Source organism: Actinokineospora sp. NPDC051303 (assembly GCF_055586285.1).
This window is the reverse complement of record NZ_JBVJIN010000061.1, coordinates 12,768-32,092: the sequence shown is the minus strand read 5'-3', so window position 1 is coordinate 32,092 and position 19,325 is coordinate 12,768. Positions and strand designations below refer to the sequence as shown.

The window sequence follows — 19,325 nt, the reverse complement described above, 5'->3', positions numbered from 1 at the left end:
CAACGCCACCCTGATCGACGCATCCCTCTACCGAGCACACCTGGACGCTTTCGTCTTCGCCGAGAACACCGACTTCACCCGAGCCAGACTCGACAGCGCCACACTCAACAGCACGGACTTCTCCGGCTCAACCATGATCGGAGCCGACTTCGACTACGCGGACCTCGGCCACGCCGACTTCTCCGGCGCCAACCTCACCGACGCCACACACAACCGAGACACCAAAGCCGACCGTGCGGTGAAGGACTCCGCGACGGTCGGCGCCTGGTGGTGAAACCGGGCTTGCGGCGGACCGAATCCGGCGATGCCGATCGGCCGCTAAACCGGTTTCCCGCAGTGTGATCTTCTTGCCCATCATTGTGGGCAGGCCATTCGACTGAGGCCCATAATCCGCGTCACGTGCCTCTGCTCACCCGGGCCGTCCAAGGCTGCGTACCGAGCGGGGGAGGTGGCGGTGAAGTCGCTGTAGCCCAGTTCGGTGGCCAGGGCGGCCCACTCGACATTCCCACCGGTCTCGGCGCGAGGGGCGGCCTCGTGCATCAGGCACAACGCCAGCCTAGCTCGCGTCTTCCCCACGAAGCGATCTAGTCGGTCACACCGTCGGCAACTCGCTGCCGGGGATGCGGGAGGGGCGTTCCAGGACCTTCGCGTCGGGCTCGGTGAAGCCGAAGGGGCGGTAGAGGCCGTGGGCGTCGAGGGTGTGCAGGACCCAGCGGAAATTGGCCCCCGGGCCGTCGTCGATCATGGTGCGTACCAGTGCTTTGCCGAGGCCGTGCCCGCGCGCGGACGGGAGCACGTACACGTCGCTCAGGTAAGCGAAGGCCACGCCGTCGGAGATGGCGCGGGCGAAGCCGACCTGCGCGCCGGTCTCCCGGTGGTACGCGCCGACGACCCGCCACGCGGAGGCGATCTGGGCGGCGACCTGCTCGCGCGTGCGCCAGCGGCCCCAGTACGGCTCCGTGGACAGGTAAGCCCAGACGGCCTCGAAGTCCACGCGGCCAGGGTCGTCGTCCAGGTCGTGTTCGCTCATGGGGGCAAACTAATCAGCCTTGTGTCAGGTGGTGAACTCCTTTTTGGATGCGGCTCACCCGGCCGCGTAGCGGGCAGGGGAGGTGCCGATGGTGGCGGTGAAGTCGCGGGTGAAGTGCGCCTGGTCGCTGTAGCCCAGTTCGGCGGCCAGGGCGGCCCAGTCGACATTCCCGCCGGTTTCGGCGCGGGCGGCGGCCTCGTGCATCCGGTAGCGCTGGATGACCCACTTCGGGCCGACGCCGACGTACTCGCTGAACAGCCGCTGCAGCGAGCGGACCGTCAGCCCGGCCGCGCCCGCGAGCCGGTCGACGCGGGTCAGGGACAGGTCGTCGGACACCATGGCGACCAACGCCCGCACCTCCGCCACGACCGGATCGGCACGCGGCGCGCGGGGTAAGAGGAACGCCTCGGCGGCGGCGACCATGGCGGCGTCGTCCGCGTCGGCCAGCTCCGGCGCGGGGACGCCGAAGAACTCCGCCGCGGGCACCGTGCGGTCGGTCAGCGCGGACACCGGCCCGCCCAGCCACGGCCGGAAGCCCCCGGCGTGGAACCGCACGCCCAGCGCGTGCCCGCGGCCCGCCAGCCGCCTGCGGAACTGGCCGCGTAACACCCCGTAGAGCGCGGCCCCTTCCGGCTGGAAGACCAGGTGCACGTTCGGGTGCGGCACGATCCGCTGCTCGTACTCGTCCGCCAGGTCCCACGACACGACCCAGTGGTACTCCACGAACGGCGCCAGCCCGGGTGAAGGCGGCACGGTCCGCAGCCTGAACTTGGTCCGCGCGGTGTCCTGGTCGAGCACCCCCTTGCGCATGGTCAGCGACATGCCACGACGGTAAACCACCCCACCGACAGTGTCGTGTTTCTTCAATACCGCCCGCCCCGCCCCCGCTTACCGTTCGCCGCATGGAACAGACCCTCATGGCGAAGGCCGCCGCGAGCGCGGTCGAGATCGCCCGCAACGTCAAGCCCGACCAGTTCGACCTGCCCACCTGCTGTCCCGACTGGACGGTCCGCGACCTGGCCAACCACCTCACCCTGTGGAGCGCCGTCGTCTCCGAGCGGACCGCCCGCAGGCTGCCCCCGCCCGGCGACGGCTCCGAGGACGAGACCCGCGACTTCACCGCGGACGGCGACTGGCCCGACCGGTTCGCCACCCTGCTCGACGGTGCCGTGGCCGCCTGGGACGCCCCCGGCGCGCTGGACGGCGAGACGGTCATGATGAGCGACCCCCGTCCCGCCGCCTTCATCCACGATATGCTTTTCGGCGAACTCGTCCTGCACGGCTGGGACCTCGCCACCGCCACCGGCCAGGACTTCGCCGTCGCCCCCGAGGTCGCCGAGGCGGCGCTGCGCGGGGTCGAGTCGATGGCCGAGCAGGGCCGCGAGTACGGCGTCTTCGGCCCGGAGGTCCCGGTGGCCGAGGGCGCGTCGACGCTGGAGAGGGCGCTGGCCGTCAGCGGCCGGGACCCGTCCTGGCGGCCGTAGTCCCGCGACCGGACTCCGTCGGCAGGCGACGGAGTCCGGGCCAGGCCACTATCGTGGGCCGCGCCGGGGCCGATGGTGGCCGCGGCGGGGAAGGGAGTTCCCATGACCGACTTCGGGGCCAGGCTCGCGGAGATCGTCGGCGCGGGTCACGTGCGCGCGGGCGCGGACGCGTCGGCGGACTACGCGCATGACGAGTCGCTGGGCGCCGAGCCGGTGCTGCCCGCGTTCGTCGTCACCCCGTCGTCGGCCGCCGAGGTCGCCGAGGTGCTCAAGGCGGCGAGCGCGGCGGGTGTCCCGGTCACCGCGCGCGGCTCCGGCAGCGGGCTTTCCGGCGCGGCCGTGCCCCGCGCGGACGGCATCCTGGTGTCGTTCGAGCGGATGAACCGGATTCTGGAGATCGACACCGAGAACCACGTGGCCGTCGTCCAGCCCGGTGTGACGCTGCACGAGCTGGAGGAACGGACCGCCGAAGCAGGCCTGGTCTACCCGGTCTATTCCGGCGAGCTGAGCGCGAGCCTGGGCGGCACCGTCGCCACCAACGCGGGCGGGATGCGCGCGGTCAAGTACGGGGTCACCCGCCACCACGTCTTGGGTCTGGAAGCCGTCCTGGCGACCGGCGAGGTCCTGCGCACCGGCGGCAAGTTCGTCAAGGCCAGCACCGGCTACGACCTCACCCAGCTCATCATCGGCTCCGAGGGCACCCTCGCCCTGGTCACCGAGGCCATTCTCAAGCTCCAGCCGCGCACCGCGCACCAGGCGACGATCCTCGCGCCGTTCGCCGACCTCGACGCGGTCGTGCGCGCGGTGCCCCAAGTGGTCGGCTCCGGCCTCGGCCCGCTCATCTTGGAATACATCGACGCGATGACCATGGGCGCGATCACCTACACCGCCGACCTCCAGTTGGGCATCCCCGACCAGGTGCGCGACACCTCCCAGGCGTACCTCGTGGTGATGCTGGAGAACCGCGACGCCGACCGGCTCGACGCCGACGTGCAGACCGCGGGCGAACTGCTCGCGAGCCTCGGCGCGGTCGACGCGTACGTGCTGCCCGGCGGCTCGGCGCGCAAGCTGATCGAGGCGCGGGAGAAGGCGTTCTACACGGCCAAGGGCGCCGGAGCCGACGATGTGATCGACACCGTGCTGCCGCGTGCCGCGCTGCCCGCGTTCATGGCCAAGGTCACCGCGATCGCCCAGGCCAATGAGACTTTCGTCGTCGGCTGCGGGCACGCGGGCGACGGCAACGTGCACCTGGCGGTGTTCCAGAAGGACCCGGAGAAGCGGGCGACGGTGCTGCGCGGCCTGTTCGAGGCCGGAATGGCTTTGGGTGGCGCGATTTCCGGCGAGCACGGCATCGGGCACGCGAAGAAGAAGTACTTCCTGGATTTGGAAGACCCGGCGAAGATCGAGCTGATGCGCCGGATCAAGCTGGCGTTCGACCCGGCGGGTGTGCTCAACCCCGGCGTCCTGTTCGACTGATTTCCCCTGGCAGGCAAGAGAAGGACGGGTATGAACGGCGCACAGTCACTCATCCGCACGTTGGTCGGCTCCGGGGTCGAGGTGTGTTTCGCCAACCCCGGCACCTCGGAGATGCATTTCGTGGCGGCCTTGGACGCGGTCCCCGAGATGCGCGGTGTGCTGGCGCTGTTTGAAGGCGTGGTCACCGGCGCGGCTGACGGTTACGCCCGGATGGCCGACCGGCCCGCCGCGACCCTGCTGCACCTGGGCCCCGGCATGGCCAACGGCTTGGCGAACCTGCACAACGCCCGTCGCGCGCACACCCCGATCGTCAACGTCATCGGCGATCATGCCTTGCCGCACAAGGGTTTCGACGCGCCGCTGGAGTCCGATATCGACGCGCTCAACGGCTGGACGCACGGCTGGAACCGCACGTCGACCGACACCGCGTCCGTGGGCCAGGACGCGGCGGAGGCTGTCGCCGCCGCGATGACCGCCCCGGGTCGAATCGCCAATCTCGTTCTCCCGGCGGATGTTTCCTGGGGCGACGGCGGCCAGGTCGCCGAGCCCGTGGCCCCGCCGGTCCCGGTTCCGGTTGAGGCGGAACGGGTGCGCGCGATCGCCGACATCGCGCGCTCCGGTGAGTCCACTGTGGTCTTGTTGGGCGCAGGCGCGACCCGTGAACGGGGTTTGCTGGCGGCCAGCCGGATCGCCGCCGCGACTGGTGTCAAGGTGTTCGTGGAGACCTTCCCGGCCCGCCTTGAGCGCGGCGCGGGCCTTCCGGCGTTCGACCGTCTCGGCTACCTCGCCGAGCAGGTGCAGTGGCAGCTCACCGATGTGAAGCACCTGGTTCTGGTCGGCGCCAAGGCTCCGGTGTCGTTCTTCGCCTACCCCGGCAAGCCCAGCGAGCTGACCCCCGAAGGCTGCGAAGTCCACGTCCTGGCCGACCTGGGCGAGGACACCGCGGGCGCGTTGGCGGACTTGGCCGAGGCCGTCGCCCCCGACACCGCCCCCGTCTTGCAGGAACCCGTCCGCCCTGAGCTGCCCACCGGCGAACTCACGCCGCAGAACTGGGCCCCGGTGATCGGCGCGCTGCTCCCCGAGAACGCGATCATCTCCGACGAGGCCAACACTTCCGGCCTGATGATCCCGATGACCACGGTCGGCGCCCCCCGCCACGACCTGCTCACCCTCACCGGCGGCGCCATCGGCCAGGGCCTGCCGGTGGCGGTCGGCGCGGCTGTCGCCTGCCCCGACCGCCCGGTGATCTGCCTCCAGTCCGATGGCAGCGCGATGTACACGATCTCGGCGCTGTGGACGATGGCCCGGGAGAACCTCAACGTCACCACGGTCATCCTCAACAACCGCGCCTACGCGATCCTGCGCATGGAGCTGATGCGCGTCGGCGCGGAGGGCGCCGGTCCCGCCGCGAACTCGCTGCTGGACCTGGCCAAGCCGGACATGGACTTCGTGAAGCTGGCCGAGGGCATGGGCGTGCCCGCCACCCGCGCCACCACGGCGGAGGAACTGGCTGAGCAGTTCGCCAAGGCCCTCGCCGAGCCCGGCCCGCACCTCATCGACGCCATGGTCCCGTCCCTGATCTGACCGTCGCCTCAGGGGGCCGGTGCTCACGCCGCACGGCCTCCGTGGTTTCCTATAGTTGGCCAAGCTGAGCCGCGCCCGGGGTTGGTGTCATCCCCCGGGCGCGGCCCCGTGCTGTCTATTTGTTTCTTTGCGCGCCGCGCCGCCATTGCGCCGTTTCGTGAAATCGCGCGCGCCCTTGTTTTTCCGTGCTGGTGGAATCCTGGCCGTGGTCGGTGGGTGGCCCCGGAAACACGCCAACGGAGCGAAGTGCGAGACTTCCGACCAGGGATCAGGCAATAATACGGATTATCCGTTTGATTGGCTTTCACAGTAGACGCGGAGAATCTTTCATCGCGAATGCAAGATCGGCGTCGTTGAGGAATGGGGTGAAGGGTGTCTGACGAGGACGCGAAGGGGTCGACGGTGCCTCGCCGCCAGTTGGGCCGCTACCTGCGGGACCTGCGCGGCAGGGCGCGGTTCTCGGTGAAGGCGGCTGCGCTGGAGTTCGAGTGGTCCGAGGTCAAGATGTGGCGGATTGAGTCCGGGGTGACCTCCATGCGCAGCAACGAGGTGGAGATGATGTGCCGGGCCTACGGCGCTCCGGAGGAGACCACGGTTGCCTTGATGGAGTTGGCCAAGGAGACCAAGGCCAACAGTTGGTGGGTGAGCTACAGCGACTCCATCCCCGACTACTTGGACCTCTACGTGGGTCTTGAAGACGCGGCGTCCGAGCTTGAGGGCTACTGGACGGAGGTGGTGCCGGGACTGTTCCAGACCGAGCGCTACGCCCGCGCCGCGATCGAGGCTGGCGCGGCCCCAGAGCGGGTCGAGTCGCAGGTGCAGCTGCGCATAGCCAGGCAGGTGTTGGTGTCTCGTGTACTGCGTCCACTCTGGGTGAAGATCGTGCTCAATGAGGCCGTCCTGCATCGCCTGATCGGCGGAACCGAGGTGATGGTCGAGCAGCTTCGGCATCTCGTCGTAATGAGTTTGCGGAACAACGTGACAATTCGGGTGATACCGTTCTCAGCCGGTATTCATCCGGGGGCCATGACTGGTCCGTTCGCCAAGCTGGACTTCCCAATCCTGCCGAACGGTGCTCGCTCCGAGCCGACCACGGTCTACGTCGAGGGTTTCACTGGGGCGGCGTTCCTGGAGAAGCCGAACGAGATCAAGCGCTACAGTGAGGCGTTCGCGGACCTCTGGGAAGCCTCGATGAGCGAGGTGGAGTCCGTGAACTACATCGCCAAAGTGGCAAGGGAGATGCGGCAACAATGAGCAGTGACAAGCTGGCCGAGGCCCGGTGGTTCAAGAGCAGCCGGAGCGTCGCCAACGGTGAGTGCGTCGAGGTGGCCTTCCTGCGCGACGGCGAGGTGGCGACCCGGGACAGCAAGCTGGGCGGCACCGAGTCCGTGCTGTTCTTCGACGCCCCCCAGTGGACCACCTTCGTCCGCACGCTGAACGCCTGAGAGACCTTGTCAGGCCCGCTAGAGTGAGGCGTTCGCCAGGACGGCGAGCGCCTCACCACGGCGCTGCGCCCCCGACACGGCAAGGGAGATGGCCCCATGAGCGGTGACAAGCTGGCCGACGCCCGGTGGTTCAAGAGCACCCGGAGCGCCCCCAACGGTGAGTGCGTCGAGGTGGCCTTCCTGGGCGACGGCGAGGTGGCGACCCGGGACAGCAAGCTGGGCGGCACCGAGTCGGTCCTGCTCTTCGACGCCCGCCAGTGGGACGTTTTCGTGCGCGGCCTGACCGCCTGATCTCGCCCCCACAGCAAACGACCGGTGGGGCGTTCCCCGCCCCGGAACGCCTCACCACAGCGCGCCACCCTCCCGCCCACAACGACCCCGGTTCCCTCTGTCCGTGCCCTACAGCGGCGGCCTCCCGCGTCCGCCTCCCCCTGAGACGGCGACCACCCGACCTGGGCCCCGGCTACGGTAGGCGGGCGTTCTCCACGTCTTTCAACATCACGTCCGGGTCGGGAATCCGGTATGTGGGCAGCTTCTCGTCCAGCCACGCCCGCTCGAAGCCAACCCCGGTCTGCTCTTCCATGGCGGCGAGACTGGCGGATTTGTAGTGCTCGGGATCGAAGGCTTCGCCCCGAAGCCAGTGCGGGTGAACGTCGCCCACCTGCGGCTTTCCGCTGGCGAACAGTGGTTCAAAAAAGGCGACAACCTTGCCGTCGACCGCCTGTGTGACGTGCGACAACCCATTGACATTCCAGTACACGCTGAAGAATCGGCCCCCGCCGCGGGACGCCCGCCGCGCTATTTCGGGAATGCTTCCACTCCACCCGTTGTTCTCCACCGCGACGAGAGACGCCCCCACCTCCCGTATCCGCAACGTGAAGTATCGTCCGAAATCCTGTTCGGGCACCTCCGATTCGTTGAACGACAGCGCCCCCACCGGCTCACCCGAATGGTCCCCGTAAACGCTGGCCAGATCGGCAGCCGTGCGCCCCTCAACCACCGCCACCGTCAGTGCCAAGTCGTACGCGGTGTCCGCCCACCTGTACTTACTCATCAAATCCCGCATGTCGATTCCTTGGCGATGTCCACGCCCTGGTAAGGGTGCTGAGCGATCTTGTCGGGCTGGGCGATGATCACGAGGAACTTCGCGCCTTCTTCCGGATATTGCGGCTTCACTGTACCGCCTTGGCAATTGTTTTCCCGTAGTGGCACCTCGTCTATAAGGGCGCCGTCGCCACCTTCTTCCGTTGCCGCCATGGGATACTCGTCACAACTGCCATTCGGGTATTGCTTCCGAAACCTTCCACACGCTTTCGCGCGGTTGGGTCCTTGCTTGGCGCGGTTCATGGTCAGAATGCTGGGTCTTCCGTCCTCCCATGCCTGCGATATATTACGGGTGATAAACGGCATTTTCTCCGCGCTGAACACCACGACCCGGTATTCACCACACTGTTTGTCGCTGATGAGCTGCCGCAATGTGCACTGGCGTGCGTTCTCTTCGGCATCACCCGCGACCATCACGCGCATGTCGCTCTCGCCGAGTATCGCGGTGCCACCGGTCGTCCTACTCAGCAGCCCGGTCATGGTGTCGATGACGGCGCTTCCGCCGAACGCCGCGACAGCGGCCACGATGACTGCCACCGGCAACAGGCTGCCCTTGCTTCGCGTCCCCACCAGATGCCCCTCGCCAGTTGTGTCCGGTGCAACGTGCGCCCCGGCCGCTCTGAGCGTAACGGTTCGTGCCGACGCGATCACTCTCTGACCCAGGGTCGCGCGCTGCCGTACTCCCGTCGGACGCAAAACCCGGCGACGGTTGCTCGCGGGCATACGGCCGACTCGTGACGCAATGCCACCACCAAGAGCGCGTTCTCCACCGAGATCGTCACATCTCCTATCGCTGGTCCAGCTCTAGCTGATCACAGCTTTTCCGTTTGCCGTCCCCGATAGCCTGGTGTCTCCGCAACTCGTGAACCAGGAGACACCTGATGCCACGCCGCTACATCATGACGGCCATCCCGTATGTGAACTCCAAGCCGCACTTGGGCTTCGCTATGGAACTGGTCGAGGCTGATGTGATGGCGCGCCACTGGCGGCACCGTGGGCATGAGGTCTGGTTCCTGACCGGCACCGACGACAACTCGCTGAAGAACGCGATCGCCGCCGAGGCGGAGGGCATTCCGACAGCCGAGTTGGTCGAGCGGAACGCGGCGGCTTTCCATGACCTGCGGGGGCCGCTGCGGATCAGTTTTGACGACTTCATCCGCACCAGCGCCGATGCCCGGCACAAGGTGGGTGTCGAGCGGTTGTGGCGGGCCACGCAGGAGTCCGGCGATCTGTACCGCAAGCACTATTCGGGCCTGTACTGCGTCGGCTGCGAGCAGTTCTACGCCGAGTCCGAGTTGGTCGACGGCCGGTGCCCTGAGCACCTGACCCCGCCGCAGTTGGTCAGTGAGGAGAACTGGTTTTTCAAGCTGTCCCGGTATGAGGATCGGTTGCGCGACCTGATCGAGTCCGGTGAGCTTCGCGTGGAGCCGCCGAGCCGCCGCAACGAAGTTCTCGGCTTCATCAACAGCGGCTTGCAGGACTTCTCGATTTCCCGGTCGACCGAGCGCGCCCGCGGCTGGGGCATCGCGGTGCCCGACGATCCCGGCCAGGTGATGTACGTCTGGTGGGATGCCCTCGGCAACTACATCACGGCCCTCGACTACGGCACGGACGGCGAGAACTACCAGCGCTGGTGGCGCGAGTCCGACGACCGCACCCACGTCATCGGCAAGGGCATCGTCCGGTTCCACGCGGTCTACTGGCCCGCGATGCTCATGAGCGCGGGCGAGCCGCTGCCCAAGACGATTTTCGTGCACGACTACCTGACCGTAGACGGCCGCAAACTCGGCAAGAGCCTCGGCAACGCCATCGACCCAGTGGCCATCGCCGCCCAGTACGGCGTCGACGCCCTACGCTGGTGGCTCGTCCGCGAGGTGCCCCGAGTCGGCGACGCCGACTTCACCATCGACCGCCTGGTCAGCCGCTACCATGAGGACCTGGCCAACGGCCTGGGAAACCTGGTCAACCGCACCGTCAGCATGATCCACAAATACCGCGACGGCGCAGTCCCGACGCTGCCCGCCAAACTCCCGGCAGGCGCCCTAGCTGACGCCATCGCCTCCGCTCCCAACGCGGTAGACGCGGCCCTGAACGAGTTCGACTTCCGCCGCGCCACCGCCGCCATCTGGAAAATCGTGGACGAGGCAAACCGCCACGTGGTCGAGGCCGCCCCATGGACCCTGGCGAAAGCGGAGAAAACCGGCGACACCACCGCGGGCGGCAAACTCAGCGACACCCTCGCCCTACTCATCCACGCCATCCGCACAACCGCCAACGAACTAACCCCCTTCCTCCCCGATGCGGCAGCCCGTGTCACCGCCCAAGTCCAAGAGCACGACGGCAAACTCCCGCAGCCACAACCCTTGTTCCCCCGCATCGAGGAGCCAGCCCTCAGCTAGCGCCGAGTAGTCCGTGTATGTCACGCGGTTACCGCAAGGTATATCGAGGAACAGGAAACGGAGCACGCCGAGACCGGTGTCCCCGTGCGTACACATGACGAACTGGACGCACTTATCGACACCTGGCTGGAAATGGCCGACCGATACGGTTGCCAGATCGCCGTTGAACTGCTTCTCGCGGGTGACGCTCGCACGCCGGTCCGAGTCGGACTGGCCCGGGGCCTGGTACACCCTGGCGCCGACTCCGACAACAAAGCCACCACGGTCTACTCGTTCATGGACGGTGACCTTGAGATATCAGACTGGGCGCTTCTTCCCCTCGACACCGTGCGTCAAGCTCTGCACGAGTACTTCGCCAACGGTGGCAAAAGGCCCACATCCGTCGAATGGAAAGAAGAACAGTAGTCCAAGCGGCCCGCCCTCACGGGGTGAGAACGGACCGCTTGAAACCTGGCCAGGCTACGGTTCTTCGTCCACGATCACCGGCCGGGCCGGTTTGTGGTCGGCCGCGGCTCGTTGGGCTGCTTCGCGCATTTCGATGGTGTCGGTGGCCCAGTCGCCGATTTCGCGGGCTACGTCGCGGATGGCTCCGGTGATGATTTGGGCGATGCGGCCGACGTGGGTGGCCGCGGACTCGGTGATTTCCTGGATGGTGTCTTTGGTGCGTTCGAACTCACTGACCATGGCGGTCCCTCCCTCACGCCGCGCGCAGTGCGCGGCCGTTGCCGACGGTACCGGCGGGTGGCTGGGACGGCTTGCCGCGGAGGCTGTCCGGCAGCGCCAGCTTGAAGATCTTCTTCGCGACCGAGCGGAGTTGCTTGGTCAGGCCGCCGGTGTTGTAGGGCAGGCCGTACTTGGCGCAGATCGCGCGGACCTCGGGGGCGATCTGCGGGTAGCGGCGCGCCGGGATGTCGGGGAACAGGTGGTGTTCGATCTGGTGTGACAGGTTGCCCGACATGATGTGGAACAGCGGGCTGCCGCTGATGTTCGCCGAGCCGAGCATCTGCCGGTAGTACCACTGGCCGCGGGTCTCGTTCTTCGTCTCTTCCTCGGTGAAGGTCTCCACCCCGTTGGGGAAGTGGCCGCAGAAGATGATGTTGAACGCCCACACGTTGCGGATGAGGTTCGCCGCGGCGTTGCCGACCAGGGTGGAGACGAACTGCGGGCCGGTCAGCGCGGGGAACAGCACGTAGTCCTTGATGACCTGCTTGACGCTCTTGTGCCAGATGCGCCGCCGCACCCCGGCGGTCTCCGACCACTTCTTCTCGCCGGATACCAGCCGGTCGAACTCCAGGTCGTGCAGCATGACGCCCCACTCGAAGAACAGCATGAGCGCGAACGCGTACGCCGGGTTGCCCAGGTAGTACGGGCGCCACTTCTGCTCCTCGTCCATCCGCAGGACGCCGTAGCCGATGTCGCGGTCCTTGCCGAGGATGTTGGTGTAGGTGTGGTGGATGTAGTTGTGCGAGTGCTTCCAGTTCTCCGCGGGCGCCACGTTGTCCCACTCGAACATCTTGGAGTTCATGGCCGGGTCGCGCATCCAGTCGTACTGGCCGTGCATGACGTTGTGGCCGATCTCCATGTTGTCGAGGATCTTCGACAGCGACAGCGCGGTCACGCCCGCGATCCAGGCGGGCGGGAAGAACCCGGCGAACAGCAGGCCGCGGCCTGCGACCTCCAGCGCGCGCTGGACCTTGACGATGTCGTAGATGTACTTGCGGTCGGCCTCGCCGAGGTCGTCGAGGACTCGTTGGCGCAGCGCGTCGAGGTCGCGGCCGAGTTCCTCGAACTGCTCGGGGGTCAGGGTGGGGGTGGTGCGGCTCATGCGTGGGCTCCCAGAGGTGTTCACAGGTCGATCGCGACGTCGCCGACTGGCACGGACACGCAGAGTTGGATCTCCACGTCCGGGTCGGTCGACAGCTCGCCGTTGCGCACGTCGCGGGTGCACCCGGCGGTTTTCACGGTGGTGCAGGTGAAGCAGACGCCCATCCGGCAGCCGTTCTCCGGGGTGAGCCCGGCGGCTTCGGCTTGGTCGAGCAGCGTCTGCCCGGAGTTGGCCGCGGCGCGGCCCGCGCGGACGAAGGTGACCTCGCCGGTGGCGTCGGCCGCGTCGACGGTGATCGGCGCGGGCGCGAAGTCCTCGGTGTGCAGCCGGTCGAGCAGGCCGAGGTCGGCGAACACCTCGCGCACGCCCGCCATCAGGCCGGGCGGGCCGCACAGGTAGGTGTGCGCCTCGGCGTGCCAGGGGGCGGCCTTGCGCAGGTGCGTGTGGTCGAAGAAGCCGCTCAGGTCGCCGTTGTCGGCGTCGGTGTAAGCCAGCAGGAGCCGCAGGTTGGGGTGTTTCGCGGTCAGCTCAAGCAGGTCGTCGCGGCAGGGCACGTCGGCCTCGGTGTAGGCGTAGTGCAGGAACACGACCTCGCCGGTGTGGCCTTCGTCGGCCAGGGTCCGCAGCATCGACAGCACCGGGGTGATGCCGCTGCCGCCGCTGATCAGCAGGACCTTGTTCGGGCGGCGCTCGGGGAGGGTGAACTCGCCCTCGGCCTGCGACAGGTGCAGGATCAGGCCCGGCTTGGCGTTGCGGTGCAGCCACCGCGAGACCAGGCCCTGCTCGTGCGCCTTGATCGTCAGCTCGAACCGGCCCCGGGTGTGCTGCGAGGTCGCGGGGGAGTAGCACCGGGTGCGGCGCACGCCGTCGATGTCGACTGACACGCGCACGTACTGCCCGGCGGTGAAACCCGCCCAGCGGCGGGTTGGGCGGAGGGTCAGCGTGACCGTGTCCGCCGTGGTTCGGTGCACATGTGTCACCTCACCGCGCACCCCCCGAATCGTCAGCATCGGGTGCACTAGTTCGAGGTAACGGTCTATCCCGTGTGGCGTGGCCAGGGCTTCCAGCAGGCGCAACCCGGGGAACCGTGGCCTGAGCCCCTTACCTGCGGTCACCGTGTTCCTTCCAGTTCAGTGAACATGCGTACACTGAAAGTCCAGCGCGGAATCGGCCCGCTGTCAACCCGGAGGGCAGTGAGGTGACGAACAGTGCGAAAAGTTGATGAAAAGATCAGCACCAGTACCCTCACCTTTGTGACTGGGGACGCGTCCGGGCCGGTGGGCACCCGGCAGGAGCGCAAGCTGCGGACCCGGCAGGCGCTGCTCGACGCCGCGCTGCGGCTGCTGGCGGACGGCAGCCTGGCCAGCCTGAGCCTGCGCGAGGTCACCCGCGAGGTCGGCATCGTCCCGACCGCGTTCTACCGCCACTTCGCCTCGATGGACGAGCTTGGCGTGGCCCTGGTCGAGGAAAGCATGCGCACGCTGCGCTCCATGCTGCGCGACGCCCGCCGCAAGCCCACCGACGACGCGATCTCGGGCTCGGTCGCGATCCTGGTCGACCAGGTGCGCAGGCACGAGTCGCACTTCCAGTTCCTGGTGCGCGAGCGCTACGGCGGCGTCGCCGACGTCCGCAGGGCGATCGCCACCGAGTTGCGCCTGCTGGGCAGCGAACTGGCCACCGACCTCGCGCGCTTCCCCGGCATGGCCGAGTGGGACCCCGACGACCTGCGGATGGCCGCCGACCTGATGGTCGCGGGGATGCTCTCGATCGTCATGGCCCTGCTGGAGGTCGGCCCGCACCCGCAGGGGTTGGCCGAGGTGGTGGACGTGGCCGAGCGGCAGCTTCGGCTCATCGCGATCGGCATGGTCCACTGGCACTCGACGCCGCGCTAGACCTCACCGCGCGACATTGGCAATTGTGATCTTGCGCACTTAGGTCACTTAAATGGTACAACTGTACTGTGACCGCCAGCACAGTCGTGGGCGTCCCGAGGGAGACCTCCGAGGGCGAGCGGCGGGTCGCCCTCGTGCCGAAGGTGGTCGAGCGGCTGCGCGCCCGGAACCTGTCCGTCGTCGTCGAGCCCGGCGCGGGCGCGGACGCGCTGATCCCGGACGCCGCGTATGTCCACTCAGGAGCGTCGCTCGGTGATCCGTGGTCGGCCGACGTGGTGGTCAAAGTCGCGCCGCCATCCCAACCTGAGATCGCCCGGCTGCGGCGGGGCGCGCTCTACGTCGGCTTCCTCGCGCCGCTGACGGAACCGGGGACGGCCCGCGCGCTGGCCGACGCTGGTGTCACCGGGTTCGCCATGGAGGCCGTCCCGCGCATCTCCCGCGCGCAGTCGATGGACGCGCTGTCCTCGCAGGCCACCGTGTCCGGCTACCGCGCCGCCATGGTCGCCGCCGAACTCCTGACCCGGTTCTTCCCCATGCTCACCACCGCCGCGGGCACCGTGCCGCCCGCGAAGGTGCTCGTCCTCGGCGTCGGCGTCGCGGGGCTGCAAGCGCTTGCCACCGCCCGCAGGCTCGGCGCCCGCACCACCGGCTACGACGTGCGGCCCGAAGTCGCCGACCAGGTCCGCTCGGTCGGCGCGCAGTGGCTCGATCTGGGCATCGAGGCCGCCGGGTCCGGCGGCTACGCCCGCGCCCTCACCGACGCCGAACGCGCGGAGCAGCAACGCCAACTCGGCAAGGCCATCACCGGATTCGACGCGGTGATCACGACCGCGCTCGTCCCAGGCCGCCGCGCGCCGACCCTGGTGACCGCGGACGCGGTGCGCGGGATGCGCGCGGGCAGCGTCGTGGTCGACCTCGCGGGCGAGGCGGGCGGCAACTGCGAGCTGAGTGAGCCAGGAAAGGTCGTCATGGCGGAGTCGGTGACGATCAGCGCGCCGCTGAACTTGCCCGCCACCATGCCCGAGCACGCCAGCGAGCTGTACGCGCGCAACGTGCAGGCGGTGCTGGAACTGCTGACCGACCCAGCCGGGGCGCTCGCGGTCGACTTCGGCGACGAGATCGTCGCGGGCGCCTGCGTGACCGGGAAGGAGGGCTAGATGCTGGTCCAGAACCTGGCCGTGCTCGTGCTCGCGGGCTTCGTCGGCTTCGCGGTGATCTCCAAGGTGCCCAACACCCTGCACACGCCGCTGATGTCGGGCACCAACGCCATCCACGGAATCGTGCTGCTGGGCGGGCTCATCGTGGCGGGCCTGGGCGCGCAGAGCGTGCTCGACAAGGTTCTGCTGGTGATCGCGATCGCGTTCGGCACCATCAACGTCATCGGCGGATTCCTGGTGACGGACCGAATGCTGGGCATGTTCAAGGACCGTCCAAACAGGACCAGTCCGGAGAGGACACGGCGATGACCCGAGATGTCCTCATCCAGCTCCTGTATATCGTCGCCTTCGCCCTGTTCATCTACGGCCTGATGGGCCTCACCGGCCCCCGCACCGCGGTGCGCGGCAACTGGATCGCCGCGACCGGCATGGGCGTCGCGGTGCTCGCCACGCTGCTGACCCCCGGCATGGGCAACTGGTGGCTGATCCTGCTCGGCGTCGCGATCGGCACGGCGGTCGGCGTCCCGGCGGCGAAGCGGGTCAAGATGACCGCGATGCCGCAGATGGTGGCGCTGTTCAACGGCGTCGGCGGCGGGGCGGTCGCGCTGATCGCGTGGGTGGAGTTCCGGCAGAGCGCGGGTTTCGCGCACGAGCCGGTGTATGTGGCGGTCGCGAGCCTGTTCTCCGCGATCGTCGGCTCGGTGTCGTTCTGGGGTTCCCTGGTCGCCTACGGCAAACTCCAGGAGATCGTGACCGGCCGCCCAGTTGGCGTCGGGAAGCTCCAGCAGCCGCTGAACGTGGCGCTGTTGCTGGTTTCGGTGGCGTGCGCGGCGGCGGTGGCCGCGGGCGCGGGCTCACCGTGGCTGATCGCCGGTGTGCTGGTGTCGGCCGCGGCGCTGGGTGTGCTGGTCGTGCTGCCCATTGGCGGCGCGGACATGCCCGTGGTGATCTCGTTGCTCAACGCGCTCACCGGGTTGAGCGCCGCCGCGATGGGCTTGGCGCTGGACAACACGGCGTTGATCGTCGCCGGGATGATCGTCGGCGCGTCCGGCACGATCCTGACGAACCTCATGGCCAAAGCCATGAACCGCACCATTCCCGCGATCGTCGCGGGCGGCTTCGGCGGCGGCGCCGGAACCGCGCAGGCGGCCGACGGTGACCGGTCCGTGCGCCGCACCAGCGCCGCCGACGCCGCGGTCCAGTTGGCGTTCGCCAACCAGGTGATCATCGTGCCCGGCTACGGCATGGCGGTCGCGCAGGCCCAGCACGCCGTCCGCGAGATGGCCGACCTGCTGGAAGACCGGGGCGTGACCGTCTACTACGCCATCCACCCGGTCGCGGGCCGGATGCCCGGCCACATGAACGTCCTGCTCGCCGAGGCCGACGTGCCCTACGAGCGGCTCAAGGAGATGGACGACATCAACCGCGAGTTCGCCCGCACCGACGTCGCCATGGTCATCGGAGCCAACGACGTGACCAACCCGGCCGCCCGCACCGACCCCGACTCCCCGATCTACGGCATGCCCATCCTCAACGTGGACGAAAGCCAGTCGGTCATCGTGCTGAAGCGCGGCATGGCCGCCGGTTTCGCGGGCGTCGACAACGCCCTCTACTTCGACCCGAAGACCACCATGCTCTTCGGCGACGCCAAGTCGTCGGTCTCCGAGGTGACAGAGGAACTCAAGGCCCTCTAGCCCCGCGTACCTTGGTGGCGTGAACTGGACCCTAGAAGTGATCGTCGTGCCCGTGTCGGACGTCGACCGCGCCAAGACCTTCTACGCCGAGCAGCTAGGTTTCACCGTCGACCACGACACCCGCGTCGGCGACGTGGTCATCGTGCAGCTCACCCCACCGGGCTCGGGCTGCTCGATCGTCATCGGCAAGGGCGTCGGGAAGATGGCCCCCGGCTCACTGAGCGGATTGCAACTGGTGGTCAACGACGTCCGCGCCGCCCGCACCCATCTCCTAGAACGTGGCGTCGAGGTAGGGGAGGTCCTGTTCGCCAGCCACGAGGGCTTCCGCCCCGCCCGCGAAGACGACGACCTGAACAACACCGGCTTCATCTTCTTCGACGACCCCGACGGCAACGGCTGGGCGGTCCAGCAGATCACCTCCCGTCCCTAGAGCGCCGACTCTCGACCTCGCCGAGCGCATCCAGGTCTCGCTGCTCAACGTCATGGAGGTATGCGCCATCCAGCTGCGCGGCGACGACCCCCTCAGTTCCATGATCGCGAGTTATCCACAGCCACGCCGCCCCCTCTTCCCTCGGCTGACCTGCGCCGATAGGATGGAACAGGGCCCGGCCCCCAGGGCGGGTGGGGGTTTGTTGTGGGGGCTGCGGGGCGGCGAAAAGTCGACATTGAGTCGGGGTTGGGCGTGTCGCGGCCCCAGCGCTCGACGTCAAGCTCTGCACCGGCAAGCACAAACCGATTTTGACGAAACCCTGAGCTGCTCAGGCGGGCGCGGTTTGTGAGCCGGGCGGCCCAGTGTTCGTTTCTGGCCCCGGAGAGCCACGTTGGTGGTGGTCTTCACTCGTCCGGGTGACACTTGCGCTATGCACGGTGAGCTGGTCGACGCCAATGACCTCGGGCTCTTCGGGCCGGACTCGGTCACCTGGCAGGTGCACGCCGACCCGGCCATGTGGTTCGGCGGGATTCGCAGCCTCTACCTGCAAGCCCTTCATCCCCGCGCCGTCGCGGCCGTTGTCCAGAACTCGGACTTCCAGGCCGATCCGCTCCGCAGGCTGGTCAGGACCGCCAACTTCGTCGGCGTCAGCACCTACGGCACCGTCGCCGACGCCCACAAGGCTGCCGCCCGGGTAAGACGCGTCCACCGATCCTTACGGGCGCACGATCGCGACACCGGTGAGACTTTCAGCGTTGATGACCCTGACCTGCTGCTCTGGGTCCACTGCGCGGAGGTCGCGTCGTTCCTCTCCGCTGTCCGCCGCGCGGGGTTCCCGCTGACCAGGGCCCACGCCGACCGCTACCTCCGCGAGCAGCGCACCAGCGCCGCCCTTGTCGGCCTCTCGCCGGACGACGTCCCCGGCTCGGTCGCGGAGATGACCGCTTACCTGCGTCAGGTCTATCCCATCCTGCGCCGGACAGCCGACGCTGATGTGATCTACGACTTCCTCCACCGCCCGCCCGTGTCCGGGTTGCTGGCCGTGGGCGCGCGCCTCTACGAGCCGACTGTCGGGCATCTGTCCTACTCGCTGCTGCCCGCGTGGGCGCGGCGCCTCTACGGCCGCCGCGCCTATCCCGCGCCGGTGACCACGGCGGCGGTCAGGGCGTTCCGCTCGGCCGCCCTGCGGATGCCGGGTGGTTTCCGGATCGCGCGCGGGGTCGAGCCCGCGCCGGTCGCGGCCGTGCGGCGGCTCGGCGCGTGGGCAGCGCCGTCCGCCGCACGACTGCCGGGGGTCAGCTCCGGTGCGCTTCCTGGAACTTGATCACCAGCGCCTGCGGGATGCGGCCGCGTTCGGCGACGGCTTCGCCCTGGTTGCGGGCCCACTCCCGGATCGCCTGGTTGTCGGCCCGGTCGTTCGCCGAGCCATTGCGCGACGCCCCGACGCCGACCTTCTTGCGGCCACCGGCCCGGCGCGCGCGGCCGATGAACTCGGCCAGCGACCCGCGCAGCCGGGCGGCGTTCTCGCTCGACAGATCGATCAGGAAGTCCACGCCGTCGAGGGCGAAGGCGACGGTCTCGTCGGCCTGCCCACCGTCGAGGTCGTCGACGAGCTCGACAACGGTCTTCTGCGCCACGGTTTCCTCCGCGTGATGAGAGTGGTTTCCTGCTCGGGTCCGACGCATTGGCGAACGGTGTCCCGGCCTCGGCCGGGTATTTCCGAACCGATCGAGACGAAGCGTATCGGCACCGCCGCGCCGATCCCACGAGGCGGTCCGGTGTGGCGCGGACCCGATATTCCGACA

The 19,325-nt window shown here is 68.4% G+C and carries 23 protein-coding genes; 15 read left to right on the top strand and 8 right to left on the bottom strand.

The features are described from left to right. Positions 1 to 274: pentapeptide repeat-containing protein (locus tag ACZ6SD_RS29065; protein WP_465320203.1), on the top strand; the 274-nt coding region annotated here is incomplete at its 5' end. A gap of 318 nt (positions 275 to 592) precedes the next feature. Here the strand turns inward: ACZ6SD_RS29065 and ACZ6SD_RS29060 are convergent. Next, positions 593 to 1,030, bottom strand: a complete 438-nt coding sequence (locus ACZ6SD_RS29060) for a GNAT family N-acetyltransferase (RefSeq protein ID WP_465320202.1) — start codon at positions 1,028 to 1,030, stop codon at positions 593 to 595. 54 nt (positions 1,031 to 1,084) lie between these two features. Continuing rightward, positions 1,085 to 1,852, bottom strand: coding sequence for a DUF6597 domain-containing transcriptional factor (locus tag ACZ6SD_RS29055; RefSeq protein WP_465320201.1), 768 nt, complete (start codon positions 1,850 to 1,852; stop codon positions 1,085 to 1,087). An 80-nt stretch (positions 1,853 to 1,932) separates the two neighbouring features. Here ACZ6SD_RS29055 and ACZ6SD_RS29050 point away from each other — a divergent pair, with 80 nt between their 5' ends. From ACZ6SD_RS29050 to ACZ6SD_RS29025, 6 genes are all read left to right on the top strand, one after another. After that, positions 1,933 to 2,514 carry a TIGR03086 family metal-binding protein gene (locus ACZ6SD_RS29050; protein ID WP_465320200.1) on the top strand — a complete coding sequence of 194 codons (582 nt, stop codon included), beginning with the start codon at positions 1,933 to 1,935 and terminating at the stop codon, positions 2,512 to 2,514. A gap of 102 nt (positions 2,515 to 2,616) precedes the next feature. Beyond that, positions 2,617 to 3,990: an FAD-binding oxidoreductase gene (locus tag ACZ6SD_RS29045; RefSeq protein ID WP_465320199.1), complete on the top strand. Its 1,374-nt coding sequence runs from the start codon at positions 2,617 to 2,619 to the stop codon at positions 3,988 to 3,990. Positions 3,991 to 4,020: 30 nt separating this feature from the next. Continuing rightward, entirely contained in the window at positions 4,021 to 5,574 is a 1,554-nt protein-coding gene (locus tag ACZ6SD_RS29040) for an acetolactate synthase large subunit (protein WP_465320198.1), read from the top strand. A gap of 372 nt (positions 5,575 to 5,946) precedes the next feature. Next, complete coding sequence (locus tag ACZ6SD_RS29035) at positions 5,947 to 6,828, top strand: helix-turn-helix domain-containing protein (RefSeq protein WP_465320197.1); 882 nt, start codon at positions 5,947 to 5,949, stop codon at positions 6,826 to 6,828. Next, the gene (locus ACZ6SD_RS29030) at positions 6,825 to 7,019 is read left to right on the top strand and encodes a DUF397 domain-containing protein (RefSeq protein WP_465320196.1); all 195 of its coding nucleotides are present in this window, start codon (positions 6,825 to 6,827) and stop codon (positions 7,017 to 7,019) included. Before ACZ6SD_RS29035 ends, ACZ6SD_RS29030 begins: the two co-directional genes overlap by 4 nt. Before the next feature lie 96 nt (positions 7,020 to 7,115). Then, positions 7,116 to 7,310 (top strand): DUF397 domain-containing protein, encoded by a 195-nt coding sequence (locus ACZ6SD_RS29025; RefSeq protein ID WP_465320195.1) that lies wholly within the window; start codon positions 7,116 to 7,118, stop codon positions 7,308 to 7,310. Positions 7,311 to 7,482: 172 nt separating this feature from the next. On the opposite strand, the gene ACZ6SD_RS29020 is transcribed toward ACZ6SD_RS29025, so the two are convergent. Next, positions 7,483 to 8,085, bottom strand: coding sequence for a DUF6461 domain-containing protein (locus ACZ6SD_RS29020; RefSeq protein ID WP_465320194.1), 603 nt, complete (start codon positions 8,083 to 8,085; stop codon positions 7,483 to 7,485). After that, positions 8,073 to 8,660, bottom strand: a complete 588-nt coding sequence (locus tag ACZ6SD_RS29015; RefSeq protein ID WP_465320193.1) for a NucA/NucB deoxyribonuclease domain-containing protein — start codon at positions 8,658 to 8,660, stop codon at positions 8,073 to 8,075. The genes ACZ6SD_RS29020 and ACZ6SD_RS29015 overlap by 13 nt, the downstream gene beginning before the upstream one ends. Positions 8,661 to 9,004: 344 nt before the next feature. On the opposite strand from ACZ6SD_RS29015, the gene metG reads away from it, so the two are divergent. Beyond that, complete coding sequence (metG, locus tag ACZ6SD_RS29010; RefSeq protein ID WP_465320192.1) at positions 9,005 to 10,522, top strand: methionine--tRNA ligase; 1,518 nt, start codon at positions 9,005 to 9,007, stop codon at positions 10,520 to 10,522. 42 nt (positions 10,523 to 10,564) lie between these two features. Then, the gene (locus ACZ6SD_RS29005) at positions 10,565 to 10,927 is read left to right on the top strand and encodes an Imm1 family immunity protein (RefSeq protein ID WP_465320204.1); all 363 of its coding nucleotides are present in this window, start codon (positions 10,565 to 10,567) and stop codon (positions 10,925 to 10,927) included. Positions 10,928 to 10,981: 54 nt separating this feature from the next. Here the strand turns inward: ACZ6SD_RS29005 and ACZ6SD_RS29000 are convergent, their stop codons facing one another. From ACZ6SD_RS29000 to ACZ6SD_RS28990, 3 genes are read right to left on the bottom strand one after another with little or no spacing between them, the layout of a single operon-like run. Then, entirely contained in the window at positions 10,982 to 11,206 is a 225-nt protein-coding gene (locus tag ACZ6SD_RS29000) for a hypothetical protein (RefSeq protein WP_465320191.1), read from the bottom strand. A 13-nt stretch (positions 11,207 to 11,219) separates the two neighbouring features. Next, positions 11,220 to 12,347, bottom strand: a complete 1,128-nt coding sequence (locus ACZ6SD_RS28995) for a fatty acid desaturase family protein (protein WP_465320190.1) — start codon at positions 12,345 to 12,347, stop codon at positions 11,220 to 11,222. Positions 12,348 to 12,367: 20 nt separating this feature from the next. Further along, positions 12,368 to 13,462: a ferredoxin reductase gene (locus ACZ6SD_RS28990; protein WP_465320189.1), complete on the bottom strand. Its 1,095-nt coding sequence runs from the start codon at positions 13,460 to 13,462 to the stop codon at positions 12,368 to 12,370. A 138-nt stretch (positions 13,463 to 13,600) separates the two neighbouring features. Here ACZ6SD_RS28990 and ACZ6SD_RS28985 point away from each other — a divergent pair, with 138 nt between their 5' ends. The 6 genes from ACZ6SD_RS28985 (at position 13,601) to ACZ6SD_RS28960 (ending at position 18,844) form a co-directional block, all read left to right on the top strand. Next, positions 13,601 to 14,239 (top strand): TetR family transcriptional regulator, encoded by a 639-nt coding sequence (locus ACZ6SD_RS28985; protein ID WP_465320188.1) that lies wholly within the window; start codon positions 13,601 to 13,603, stop codon positions 14,237 to 14,239. A gap of 68 nt (positions 14,240 to 14,307) precedes the next feature. Continuing rightward, positions 14,308 to 15,396, top strand: coding sequence for an NAD(P) transhydrogenase subunit alpha (locus ACZ6SD_RS28980; RefSeq protein ID WP_465320187.1), 1,089 nt, complete (start codon positions 14,308 to 14,310; stop codon positions 15,394 to 15,396). Further along, positions 15,397 to 15,705: an NAD(P) transhydrogenase subunit alpha part 2 gene (locus tag ACZ6SD_RS28975; protein ID WP_465320186.1), complete on the top strand. Its 309-nt coding sequence runs from the start codon at positions 15,397 to 15,399 to the stop codon at positions 15,703 to 15,705. After that, positions 15,702 to 17,090: an NAD(P)(+) transhydrogenase (Re/Si-specific) subunit beta gene (locus ACZ6SD_RS28970; protein WP_465320185.1), complete on the top strand. Its 1,389-nt coding sequence runs from the start codon at positions 15,702 to 15,704 to the stop codon at positions 17,088 to 17,090. The genes ACZ6SD_RS28975 and ACZ6SD_RS28970 overlap by 4 nt, the downstream gene beginning before the upstream one ends. 19 nt (positions 17,091 to 17,109) lie before the next feature. Further along, complete coding sequence (locus ACZ6SD_RS28965; protein WP_465320184.1) at positions 17,110 to 17,520, top strand: VOC family protein; 411 nt, start codon at positions 17,110 to 17,112, stop codon at positions 17,518 to 17,520. Positions 17,521 to 17,950: 430 nt separating this feature from the next. Then, positions 17,951 to 18,844, top strand: coding sequence for an oxygenase MpaB family protein (locus tag ACZ6SD_RS28960; protein WP_465320183.1), 894 nt, complete (start codon positions 17,951 to 17,953; stop codon positions 18,842 to 18,844). On the opposite strand, the gene ACZ6SD_RS28955 is transcribed toward ACZ6SD_RS28960, so the two are convergent. Beyond that, positions 18,816 to 19,157 carry a histone-like nucleoid-structuring protein Lsr2 gene (locus ACZ6SD_RS28955; protein WP_465320182.1) on the bottom strand — a complete coding sequence of 114 codons (342 nt, stop codon included), beginning with the start codon at positions 19,155 to 19,157 and terminating at the stop codon, positions 18,816 to 18,818. The genes ACZ6SD_RS28960 and ACZ6SD_RS28955 overlap by 29 nt on opposite strands. Positions 19,158 to 19,325: the final 168 nt, after the last annotated feature.